Here is a 9329-nt window from a genome sequence, read left to right as displayed (position 1 = left end):
AAGTAATTGATGAAGTAACTGATGTAGTAACTGATGAAGTAACTGATGAAGTAACTGATGATATAGAATTAGATGCAATAACTGATGATGTTGAATTGGATTTAAGTAGTGAAAAGGAAAATAATGATGCCGTTGAGGAAATGGTTGATGATATGATTGAAGAAATTGAAGTAATTAATGAAACAGAAGAGACAGTAGCTGAAGTTAGACCAAAAAATAATACTTTGAGAACTTTTAGTACTGATTTTGGGGCTCTAAATAATGAAATTGAATATGAAACTATTACTAATGCAGGTAGAACTTTTAGTACTGATTTTGAAGCTCTAAGTAATGAAGTGGAAGTTATCTTATATGAAATTGTAAATGCTGAGGAAGATCAACCAGAACCGATTAATGAAGTGATAGTTGAAGAAGCGGTAAATGAGGCGGAGGCAGCCATTGAGACCCCCAAAAAAGTGAAATATAAATATATTGATGCTGCTCCAGTTGGGAATAATTATCAGGAATTCGAAAGTAGTGACAATTTCCGTTTTAGACCTCGGAGGAGAAGAAATAGATAACACCCCAAAAAAGACCAAATTGGTCTTTTTTTTAATAAAAAAATCGCCAAAAGGCGATTTTGAATAGGTATTAGATTGAAACGTCACCAATGGAGAAGGAGCAATTCAAGACATCAGAAATTTTCGCTAACGTGGAAACCTGAACATCGAGTTCGCCTTCTTCTATCGCTGCAATCGTTCCGGCAGTTAATCCTGAAAGCAAAGCTAATTTTTCTATTTCAATTTCACGATTTAATCTCATTTTCTTAAGTTGATGTCCAATATGATTCATAGTATGCCTCCTCATTATGTAAGCGATTTCACTTTGCTGATTTTATTATATTAAACTACTTAAATATTTTCAACACTTTTAATAGTAGAAGAAAAAAGAAATCAGAGTATTCCAAGTAACAATTATAGCAACTTGAAATACTCAAATTTCAACATAGCCACTGGATAAATATCCTATTAATAACCAGTACCTTGGCCGCCAGTAATAATCGCAATACTAGAACTTGCACCAATTCTTGTGGCGCCGGCTTGGATTAGCTTTCTTGCAGTATCTAAATCTCTCACGCAGGCAGAGGCTTTGACACCCAAGTCTGGACCGACGGCTTCACGCATAAGCTTAATGTCTTCAGCTGTTGCACAGCCAGGACCAAATCCTGTCGATGTTTTCACGAAGGCCGCTCCAGCCATTTTTGCGAGAATACAAGCTTTTTTCTTTTCTTCGATTTCAAGAAGGCCTGTTTCAATAATGACTTTTACTGGTGCATGACCATTCGCCGCTAATACAACACCTTCAATGTCTTTTTTCACTGTCTCAAAGTCGCCAGATTTTAGGGCGCCAATATTTATAACCATATCGATTTCAGTGGCGCCATTTGCAATCGCGTCACGCGTTTCTGCACTCTTTACAAATGTGCTAGTTGCTCCAAGTGGAAATCCGACAACGGTGGTAATTCCAACTCCAGAACCTTTTAACTCTTTGGCAGCTGTTGCAACCCAGTACGGATTCACACAAACAGTGGCAAATTTATGTTCTTTTGCTTCTTCACAGAGCTTTACAATTTGGTCTTTGGATGCTTCAGGCTTTAAAAGTGTATGGTCAATCATCCGGGCCACAGATGGGCCTGTAATAATATTTGATGATGATCCTTCTTTGTAAGTCACGTTTCCAGAAGCAGCAGGCTTAACTTCTTTCAACGCTTCTTTATTCGTTAATTGCTGCATAATTTGATTCGTAATTTGTTCTACCAATGCTTCAATTTGCATCGTGCTCACCTCACATTATTATAATCGATCAACAATTCCGGCAATGACCGCATCAAAAGAACCGTTTGGGTCTTCTAAGATGTCTCTTGCCGATCCACCCTCTTCAAGAATCAGGACATAATCACCGACCCCTGCTGAAAAACGATCGAAGGCAATCATGGCATCCCCAAATTCCTTGCCTGATACGTCCACAGGGATAACAACCATGAGCTTTTTATTTTGATGACTCGGTGTTTTAATCGTTGATACGACATTTCCAACCACTTTTGCTAGTTTCATTATTTTGCAACAGGAAGAATTTTCTCGATGTCTGAGTGTGGTCTTGGAATCACGTGAACAGATAAGAATTCACCGACACGCTGTGCTGCATCCGCACCTGCTTCAGTTGCTGCCTTAACCGCACCAACGTCACCACGAACCATGACACAAACTAATCCGCCGCCCACATTTACTTTACCTAGTAAAGTAACATTTGCTGCTTTTGTCATGGCGTCTGCTGCTTCAATTGCCCCTACTAAACCTTTAGTTTCGATCATTCCTAATGCGTTGCTCATTTATATTTCCTCCATTCGATTAGTCACATTATAGCAGTCGATAATCCCTAAGATTCCAGCATCTGATGGAACCAACTCTTTATTAAGCGGTAAGGATGATTCCCTGCTTTTTGCTAAGTAAACAAGATCTCCTTCTCCTGATTGTCCAATCGTATCTATAGCCACAAGTGGTTTGCCTTTATCTTTTAATTGATCATCTACTGGTTGGACAATCAGGAGCTTTAAACCTACTAAATTCTCATTTTTATGTGTACAGACCATATTTCCAATCACTTTGGCTACAAACATTTGACAAACCTGCCTTCTTTTCTATAAATCTCTGAGTTAAACTCTCCTATTTTCTATCTAAACTGTTTATCAGCTTTTCTAAATCGCAGACCTAATGCCGCCCTAAGAAACGACTTTCGATTTCCATAATTTTTGTCACACGACGATCATGGCGGCCGCCGGCAAACTCCGTTTCCAACCAAGTCTTTACTAATTGCTTGGCAAGGCCTTCACCAATAAATTGACCGCCGATTGATAAAACGTTCGCATTATATTTTTTGAAAAAATTCAGCGGTCTCATTTAGGTTTTTGTTCATCTTCCAATTAGCAATCACATAGGTTTGCCGATCACTTTGGATTTGCAAGCCGCATAGATTTTGACCAATAACATCTCTGACAAGATTTTTAATATAGCTTTCAATGGAATGTTCCATTTAGTTTCACCTTATTCTGCTTTCGGTAAAATACCTTCTACATCACCGTTAGGACGTGGAATCACGTGTACTGATAAAAGAGTTCCCACACGCTGTGCAGCTTCTGCCCCTGCTTCAGTAGCAGCTTTTACTGCGCCTACATCCCCACGGACCATCACAGTTACGATGCCTGCACCTACTAATTCTCTGCCAACTAATGCAACGTTTGCTGCTTTAACCATCGCATCTGCTGCTTCTATGGCACCTACTAAACCTTTTGTTTCAATCATACCTAAAGCTTCTTGACCCATTTTATTTCCTCCTCTAGTAATCTCTAATTTTGGTTTTTCTTGATTTTTCAGTTGCTCTTCTTGTGAAGTGACTATTTTATCTTCTTTTGCTTTCGCCATATCCTAACACCTCACTATATGATTCTTAATCCATCTACTAAAACGCAGCGGCGCTGACGAGTAAATGTTTTTGCACTAGTTAATCCTTCCCCAGTTGGTCCGGCAATGGTTAGTGTGGTAAAGCCTTCACTTTCAAAGCCTAAACCGGAAACAGATGGTCCATTTTTCACAAAAATCGTTGCTTGAATTTCTTGTGCCATCTTGGTTAGATTCGTAATATTTTGCGAGTGCATAATCGCTGTGTGCCGGTTGCCTTTCTCTGCAAAAACAGCAAGCTCTATCGCACGGTCTACATCAGGCACTCTGACGATTGGTAAGATTGGCATTAACATTTCAGTCATTACCAATGGATGATCCTTTGTGGTTTCAGCGATAATTAACTTTACATTTGGATTTGCTTGAATGCCCGCTGCTTGTAAAATCACAGAAGCATCTTTACCAATGAAATCTCTGTTTGGATAAAACTTATCGTTCTTTTTCACAATTACTTTCTCAAGCAGTTTTTCAAATTGAAAGCCTTTAAGCTCAATTGCTCCGTTTTTGACCATTTCTGCTTTCAGGGCATTGGCTGCCTTATCAACAACGAACACTTCTTTTTCAGCTGTGCATAATACGTTGTTATCAAAGCTAGCACCTTTAACAATATCTGCTGCTGCCTTTGAAATAATAGCGGTCTCATCAACGACAACCGGTGGATTTCCTGGACCAGCAGCAATAACTTTTTTACCCACCGCCATCGCAGCTTTAACAACAGGTCCTCCTCCAGTCACAACGAGCGCATTCACCTGAGGATGATGCATGACTTGTGCCGAGGTTTCAAGATTAGGTGCCGCCACAGATGTGAGCGTGTTTTCAGGTCCACCCGCAGCGACAATTGCTTGGTTTAAAAGCTGAAGTGTTTGAATCGAAACACGTTTCGCACTAGGATGTGGATTATAAACAACCGTATTTCCAGCGGCAATTAACGAAATCGAATTATTAATGACTGTCGCTGCTGGATTGGTTGAAGGTGTGATGGATCCAAATACGCCAATTGGTGCATACTCGACAAGTGTCAAACCGTCATCACCAGAGTAAGCAGTGCTGACTAAATCTTCAATTCCAGGCGTTTTATTCGTCGCCAAGAGAATTTTCGCAATTTTATCTTCCACTCTGCCTAAGCCTGTTTCTTCGACAGCAAGATGTGCTAACTTTTCGGCATGCTCACGGCTGACAGCTCGCATGTTCTCAATCATTTTTTCTCTGATCGATACTGGGAGTTTGCGAAGCTTTTCCCAGGCCAATCTAGCTGCAGCTGCTGCTTCATCCACTGTTTCAAACACGCCATTGCCTAACTTAACATCATTTTGTGATGTGTTTGTTTCAGCGTTGATTGCTGATTGATTCTGACTTAGTTGACTGAGGACCTGTTCAACCATTTTTTTGATATCGGTTTCATTTATTTGCAAGGTCAATTCGCTCCTTTATTAAAGGTTGAGGTTCCTTGGATTTCAATTTGATCAACAATCCCTACGATTGCTGCGTCAACGGGGACACCGTTTGTTATTTCTGTTTGTCTTGCCGAACTTCCGCTGACAAGTAAAACCACTTCACCTACACCTGAGCCAACTGTATCAATGGCAACGATCGGTTTTCCGTCCTCTTCGATGCTCTTCATATCCAGCGGCTGAACAATCATCAGTTTTTTCCCTTTTAATTTTTCGGCTTTGGTGGTGGAAACAATCGAACCTACCACTTTACAAATGATCATAGCGTCCCTCCTTTCGAGGAATCGATCGTATTAATTTGGATCTTTAGTTCTCTTGCCAGATCTTTTGCTGATGGTGTGACCCGGCTTTTTTCAGGAACTTCAATTTCATTAAGTCCTTCCTGATAAGCTCTTTCTATATGTTTTGCTAGAATGAGAGATTGCTTATCAAGGTAGGCTGCATATTGCTCATCGACAGTTTTAACCAATTTACTGAGCGGCACCCACTTGACCTGATCCGTTTGAATGCTCCTAATGTAGGCTTGGATCCGTTCCTGGACAGTATGCGGGGCATGGATCTGTTGGTAAACATTCGGTTCAACACCGTTATTGGCGATGACAATCGGTTTACCAAGTAATTGATATTGGATAGCCACCCACAATGCTGCCTCATCATCCACCGTTAAGGCTAGCTTTGAAAGCAATCCGTACGATGCTTGAGGAATGACGAGAATAGATGATTGATCGATCAGAGCAGCCATTTCTTGTTTTGACAAGTCTTCTAGTAACTTGTAGGAAAGCCCTTTCATTTCTCCTTGTAAAGGGAGCCATTCCTTCGTTATTATCCACGTTACGTTATATGTATCCAACAGCGGAGTAACCGCTTCCAAAACAGTCATTGGATTAGAAGAATGATAACCTAATAGGATCGCAATCGGAGCATCCTTTTTAGGGTCCATTTTCTCTTTTAAGTAAGCTTCCACTACCTGCTGGACAAGCAGTTTAACCTGCGTTTTAACATCCACCAGCATTACTCCCCACCCACTTGATTCGGACTTAGGGTTGCAATAATTTCACCCAATTGTCCATTTTTGATTCCAGCTGCATTGGCCTCATCCAGGTCGATATGCATTTCAAGTTTGTATTTAGAAGAAATGCGAATTAAAACATTGGAAAAAATGATCCCGCGAACTCCATCCACTTTTACTTGGACAAGGTCCCCGTCATTGACGCCAAATGATTCCCCATCACTTGTGTGCATATGAATATGGCGGGCGGCACAGATCAAGCCTTCACGAATGGTAATTTGTCCCTTCGGACCTTGTATAGTAATTGATTCTGACCCTTTAATATCCCCAGAATTACGGATCGGCGGCTTGACTCCGAGGGTAAAACCGTCAAATAATGATAGTTCTACCTGTGTACTGCCTCTAGCAGGTCCGAGGACACGAACATTATGTATTCTTCCTTTCGGACCGATAAGTGTGACCGTTTCCTTTGCTGCAAATTGGTTAGGCTGTGACAACTCTTTTAGCTTAGTTAATTCGTAGCCGCGTCCAAACAATCGTTCAACATGTTCAGGGGATAAATGTATATGCCGGTTAGATGCTGCAATAGGAACCATCTTATCTTTCTTGAGAGAATTTTTAACAATTTCTTCGACGATTTCCCTAATTTTATCTTTATTCATTAAGGTGCTCACCCCCAAATTCGAGTAATGCCTTAGCAGTATACTGATCGGTAATGAGGACATTGGCATGACGCCCCTCTAACGCTCCGTAGATGCCTTCGACTTTTGTATTACCGCCTGCAATGAGGATGCCGTATTCTTTTTCCGCCAAATGTGAGAGTTCGATTCCAATTGTCCGATCGTTTAATGTTTGATGACTTATCTGCCCATTGATATCAATAAATCTAGAACAGATATCACCGACCGTATGATTTGCCCTTAGTATTTCAATGTCGCTTTCTAAAAAATATCCCGCATGCATGAGTGTCGATTGTTCCCCAGGATCCCCAACAGTAAAAATGGCAATATTAGCCTGTTTGCCTAGTTCCAATATTCTTTTTACATGACGGTCTGCAATGATTGCCTGTTTGACAACAATATGGTCTACGACCGCAGGTACCTGCAGGAAATGTGGAATAGTCTGAAATGCATGCGCTAGACCATTAATGATTTCTGATGCATACGTATTTGATTCTGAGTAACTCACCCCACCATTTAGCTGGACAATTGTTACATCCTTTACATTCTTAGGTTGAATTTGTTTCACAAGTTGATATAAAGTTGTACCCCAGGTAATCCCAATCGTATCGCCGCTTTGGACTATCTTATATAAATAATCTGCGGATACCTCCCCCAGCTTCACCTTGATCAGCTCATCCTTATATTCAGGAATCGCTGCGACAATGCAATCCTTTAATTGAAACTTTTCCTTTATCTGCAAAGCCAATTCCTGAACATCTTCGGCGGGATCGCATATTTTTATATGGACTACTCCTTCTTCCACGGCCTGGACTAGGAGCCTAGAGACGGTGGGGCGGGAAATACCTAACTTTTTCGCGATTTCCTGTTGGCTGTAGTCTAATTGATAATACATTTTAGCCACTTCCACGAGGCGCGAAATCCTTTCATCCGCCATCTTTTATTCACCCTAATTTTCAAAGTTATTAAACTCTTTTTCACAAAAAGTAAACGGTTACAACAATTTGTAAAAATAAAAGTTTGCATTTGTTCAAGAGGTATATCTGTGTCGTGAAATTATGTAAAATCGAATTGAACATTTGCTAATATAATTATAACCGACGTATATCATCTGTCAATCATTCTATCAAAAGATTTCGACATTTATTTACTAGATTTTCAGCACTAAAAATCGTCTCATTTTTCCAAATAAAAAAGAACCCATGTCATTTACAATTGTAAATACATGGGTTCTCTATTTTTTGTTAAAGTATCTTTTGGAGGGATTCGGTAAGTGTTTTTATAAGGAAGGTTAAATCCACCTGTTTGATTGTTAAGGGCGGGGCCAGTGTTAACACATTATTATATCCAGCTACGGTAGCCCCGTTTTTTCCAATGATAATCCCTTCCTGTTTACAGTTGGCGATGACTTGATTGACAAGATCATTTGCAAGTGGTTCCTTGGTACGCTTATCCTTTACTAATTCAATTCCTATCAATAACCCTTTCCCACGAACATCGCCAACATATGGGTGATCTTGCAGTAGATTCTTCAAATCATTTAAAAGCTGTGCACCTAAATCACGGGAACGGTCAAATAAATTTTCGGTTTCCATAATCTCGAGATTTTTTAAAGCGAGCGCACAAGCGGCTGGATTGCCGCCAAATGTATTGACATGACGGAAGTAATCATATTCTTCTGAGCCTTTAAATGCTTCGTATATGTCTTTACGAACAGCCGTTGCGGAAAGCGGCAGATAGGCACTGGTAATTCCTTTTGCCATGGTAATGATATCCGGTTTCACGCCATAGTTCATATAACCGAACGGCTTACCGGTACGGCCAAACCCGCAAATGACCTCATCAACAACGAGCAGCGCCCCGTGTTTTTCACATACCTCTTTTGCGGCTTTCATATAGCCATCTGGCGGAATGAGGACACCTCCGCCTGTAATAATCGGTTCCATAATCATTGCGGCAATGGTTTCACTTAACTCCCATGTCATCGTCCGATCGATTTCTTTAACCGAGGATAGTTCCTTGGGATCATTGACATTTATATCATCCCGATAGGAATCAGGTGGTGAGACATGGATAAAACCTGGTGCAAGCGGTTCGTACTTGTACTTTCGCTGCGCCTGGCCGGTCGCGGCGAGTGCCCCCATCGAATTACCATGATAGGAACGATAGCGGGAGACGATTTTGTAACGATTATGTTCACCCTTTTGCTGGTGGTATTGCCTAACGATTTTAAAGGCGGTTTCATTGGCCTCAGAACCGCTGTTAGAGAAAAAGATTACATACTCATCGCCTAACATTTTGTTCAACTTTTCCGCGAGTTTGATGGCTGGAACATGGCTTTGTGATAGTGGAAAATAGGCCATTTCCTTCAACTGTTCATAGGCTGCTTCAGCTAATTCAGTTCTTCCATAACCAATATTCACACACCAAAGGCCGGCCATCGCATCTAAATACCGTTTTCCATCAGCATCTGTTACCCATGAGCCTTCTGCCTTTGCTGCAACTAACGTGGAGTTTGGATTATACGGCTTCATCGAGTGCCATACATACTTATCATCCTGTTCTAACAAAGTTTCCTGTGATCGACTTGTTTTAACCATCTTCTTCCCCCCATTACGTATATTTATTAGTGCATCTACCTAATTAGATAACTATCTAGCTGCTGGCCCAGCGGCAGTGGACTTCGCTAAACGGG

General features: G+C 40.9%; 15 protein-coding genes. 1 reads left to right on the top strand and 14 read right to left on the bottom strand.

The features are described from left to right. On the top strand, positions 1–560 hold a 560-nt coding region (locus V7659_RS12530; protein ID WP_335540301.1), incomplete at its 5' end, for a hypothetical protein. A 70-nt stretch (positions 561–630) separates the two neighbouring features. Here the strand turns inward: V7659_RS12530 and V7659_RS12525 are convergent. From V7659_RS12525 to V7659_RS12460, 14 genes are all read right to left on the bottom strand, one after another. Then, entirely contained in the window at positions 631–831 is a 201-nt protein-coding gene (locus V7659_RS12525; protein WP_283873707.1) for a helix-turn-helix domain-containing protein, read from the bottom strand. A gap of 176 nt (positions 832–1007) precedes the next feature. Continuing rightward, positions 1008–1655, bottom strand: a complete 648-nt coding sequence (gene deoC / locus V7659_RS12520; RefSeq protein WP_335540302.1) for a deoxyribose-phosphate aldolase — start codon at positions 1653–1655, stop codon at positions 1008–1010. Positions 1656–1832: 177 nt separating this feature from the next. Continuing rightward, positions 1833–2093 (bottom strand): EutN/CcmL family microcompartment protein, encoded by a 261-nt coding sequence (locus V7659_RS12515; RefSeq protein ID WP_335540300.1) that lies wholly within the window; start codon positions 2091–2093, stop codon positions 1833–1835. Next, positions 2093–2368, bottom strand: a complete 276-nt coding sequence (locus V7659_RS12510) for a BMC domain-containing protein (protein ID WP_026567441.1) — start codon at positions 2366–2368, stop codon at positions 2093–2095. Before V7659_RS12510 ends, V7659_RS12515 begins: the two co-directional genes overlap by 1 nt. Then, the gene (locus V7659_RS12505) at positions 2369–2656 is read right to left on the bottom strand and encodes a EutN/CcmL family microcompartment protein (protein WP_335540299.1); all 288 of its coding nucleotides are present in this window, start codon (positions 2654–2656) and stop codon (positions 2369–2371) included. A gap of 91 nt (positions 2657–2747) precedes the next feature. Continuing rightward, positions 2748–2936, bottom strand: a complete 189-nt coding sequence (locus V7659_RS12500) for an RpiB/LacA/LacB family sugar-phosphate isomerase (protein ID WP_335540298.1) — start codon at positions 2934–2936, stop codon at positions 2748–2750. After that, a complete protein-coding gene (locus V7659_RS12495) occupies positions 2905–3069 on the bottom strand; it encodes a hypothetical protein (protein WP_335540297.1) in 165 nt (54 codons plus the stop codon). The genes V7659_RS12500 and V7659_RS12495 overlap by 32 nt, the downstream gene beginning before the upstream one ends. A gap of 11 nt (positions 3070–3080) precedes the next feature. Then, a complete protein-coding gene (locus V7659_RS12490) occupies positions 3081–3359 on the bottom strand; it encodes a BMC domain-containing protein (RefSeq protein ID WP_144548608.1) in 279 nt (92 codons plus the stop codon). Positions 3360–3472: 113 nt separating this feature from the next. Further along, positions 3473–4906, bottom strand: coding sequence for an aldehyde dehydrogenase family protein (locus tag V7659_RS12485; RefSeq protein ID WP_335540296.1), 1434 nt, complete (start codon positions 4904–4906; stop codon positions 3473–3475). Positions 4907–4908: 2 nt separating this feature from the next. After that, complete coding sequence (locus V7659_RS12480; protein WP_335540295.1) at positions 4909–5208, bottom strand: EutN/CcmL family microcompartment protein; 300 nt, start codon at positions 5206–5208, stop codon at positions 4909–4911. After that, a complete protein-coding gene (locus tag V7659_RS12475) occupies positions 5205–5951 on the bottom strand; it encodes a hypothetical protein (RefSeq protein ID WP_335540294.1) in 747 nt (248 codons plus the stop codon). The genes V7659_RS12480 and V7659_RS12475 overlap by 4 nt, the downstream gene beginning before the upstream one ends. A gap of 5 nt (positions 5952–5956) precedes the next feature. Beyond that, on the bottom strand, positions 5957–6616 hold the full coding sequence (gene pduL / locus V7659_RS12470; RefSeq protein ID WP_335540293.1) for a phosphate propanoyltransferase: 660 nt from the start codon (positions 6614–6616) through the stop codon (positions 5957–5959). Continuing rightward, positions 6609–7571: a sugar-binding transcriptional regulator gene (locus V7659_RS12465; protein ID WP_335540292.1), complete on the bottom strand. Its 963-nt coding sequence runs from the start codon at positions 7569–7571 to the stop codon at positions 6609–6611. The genes pduL and V7659_RS12465 overlap by 8 nt, the downstream gene beginning before the upstream one ends. A gap of 307 nt (positions 7572–7878) precedes the next feature. Then, a complete protein-coding gene (locus V7659_RS12460) occupies positions 7879–9234 on the bottom strand; it encodes an aspartate aminotransferase family protein (RefSeq protein ID WP_335540291.1) in 1356 nt (451 codons plus the stop codon). Positions 9235–9329 lie beyond the last annotated feature (95 nt).

It is taken from the genome of Neobacillus drentensis (assembly GCF_036966985.1).
Classification (GTDB): Bacteria; Bacillota; Bacilli; order Bacillales; family Cytobacillaceae; genus Neobacillus; species Neobacillus drentensis_E.
The sequence above is the reverse complement of the archived record's forward strand: the minus strand, read 5'-3'. Positions and strand labels throughout refer to the sequence as shown.

Coding starts and splice junctions, on each gene's coding strand:
- V7659_RS12515 (WP_335540300.1), bottom strand. CDS start 2,093: ATGAAACTAGCAAAAGTGGTTGGAAATGTCGTATCAACGATTAAAACA.
- pduL (WP_335540293.1), bottom strand. CDS start 6,616: ATGAATAAAGATAAAATTAGGGAAATCGTCGAAGAAATTGTTAAAAAT.
- V7659_RS12525 (WP_283873707.1), bottom strand. CDS start 831: ATGAATCATATTGGACATCAACTTAAGAAAATGAGATTAAATCGTGAA.
- V7659_RS12460 (WP_335540291.1), bottom strand. CDS start 9,234: ATGGTTAAAACAAGTCGATCACAGGAAACTTTGTTAGAACAGGATGAT.
- V7659_RS12490 (WP_144548608.1), bottom strand. CDS start 3,359: ATGGGTCAAGAAGCTTTAGGTATGATTGAAACAAAAGGTTTAGTAGGT.
- deoC (WP_335540302.1), bottom strand. CDS start 1,655: ATGATTGACCATACACTTTTAAAGCCTGAAGCATCCAAAGACCAAATT.
- V7659_RS12500 (WP_335540298.1), bottom strand. CDS start 2,936: ATGAGACCGCTGAATTTTTTCAAAAAATATAATGCGAACGTTTTATCA.
- V7659_RS12495 (WP_335540297.1), bottom strand. CDS start 3,069: ATGGAACATTCCATTGAAAGCTATATTAAAAATCTTGTCAGAGATGTT.
- V7659_RS12480 (WP_335540295.1), bottom strand. CDS start 5,208: ATGATCATTTGTAAAGTGGTAGGTTCGATTGTTTCCACCACCAAAGCC.
- V7659_RS12510 (WP_026567441.1), bottom strand. CDS start 2,368: ATGAGCAACGCATTAGGAATGATCGAAACTAAAGGTTTAGTAGGGGCA.
- V7659_RS12505 (WP_335540299.1), bottom strand. CDS start 2,656: ATGTTTGTAGCCAAAGTGATTGGAAATATGGTCTGTACACATAAAAAT.
- V7659_RS12465 (WP_335540292.1), bottom strand. CDS start 7,571: ATGGCGGATGAAAGGATTTCGCGCCTCGTGGAAGTGGCTAAAATGTAT.